This is a genomic window from Streptococcus mitis (assembly GCF_009496285.1).
Lineage (GTDB): Bacteria > Bacillota > Bacilli > Lactobacillales > Streptococcaceae > Streptococcus > Streptococcus mitis_BP.
Genome location: NZ_WIJK01000055.1, coordinates 1 through 1,139, shown reverse-complemented (window position 1 = coordinate 1,139; position 1,139 = coordinate 1). Strand labels below are relative to the sequence as shown.

1 protein-coding gene is annotated in these 1,139 nt (G+C 41.9%); it reads left to right on the top strand.

Annotated features, from left to right (window positions below):
* Positions 1–1,139, top strand: a 1,139-nt coding sequence (locus GEZ89_RS09465; RefSeq protein WP_265586420.1) for a Rib/alpha-like domain-containing protein, incomplete at both ends; no start/stop codon positions are given.

The following is a 1,139-nucleotide window of genomic DNA, read 5'->3' as shown; positions in this document are numbered from 1 at the left end:
AAAACCAACAGATGCAGATAAGAACGAGCCAACACCAAAAGCTCAAACTGTAGATAAAGGAACTGAACCAAAAGCAGAAGATTCAATCGGTAACTTGAAAGATCTTCCTAAGGGTACAACAGTAGCCTTCAAGGATCCAGTAGATACAACAACACCAGGTGAAAAACCTGCGACAGCAGTTGTAACTTACCCAGATGGTTCTAAGGAAGAAGTTCCAGTTAAAGTAACTGTTACAGACCCAAGTTCAAAACCAACAGATGCAGATAAGAACACTCCAGTAGCGAAAGATCAAACTGTTAAACCAGGAGATAAACCATCTGCTAAAGATTCAATCGGTAATGTAGGTGATCTTCCAGAAGGAACAACAGTAGAGTTCAAGACACCAGTAGACACAACTACCCCAGGTGACAAAGACGCTACAGTCGTTGTAACATACCCAGATGGATCTAAGGATGAAGTACCAGTTAAAGTAACTGTAAAAGATCCAGAGAAGACATCTGATGCAGACAACAACACTCCAACAGCGAAAGATCAAACTGTTAAACCAGGAGATAAACCATCTGCCAAAGATTCAATCGGCAATGTAGGTGATCTTCCAGAAGGAACAACAGTAGAGTTCAAGACACCAGTAGACACAACTACCCCAGGTGACAAAGACGCTACAGTCGTTGTGACATACCCAGATGGATCTAAGGATGAAGTACCAGTTAAAGTAACTGTAAAAGATCCAGAGAAGACATCTGATGCAGACAAGAACACTCCAACAGCGAAAGATCAAACTGTTAAACCAGGAGATAAACCATCTGCCAAAGATTCAATCGGTAATGTAGGTGATCTTCCAGAAGGAACAACAGTAGAGTTCAAGACACCAGTAGACACAACTACCCCAGGTGACAAAGACGCTACAGTCGTTGTGACATACCCAGATGGATCTAAGGATGAAGTACCAGTTAAAGTAACTGTAAAAGATCCAGAGAAGACATCTGACGCAGACAAGAACACTCCAACAGGTAAAGATCAAACTGTTAAACCAGGAGATAAACCATCTGCTAAAGATTCAATCGGTAATGTCGGAGATCTTCCTAAGGGCACAACAGTAGAGTTCAAGACACCAGTAGACACAACTACACCAGGTGATA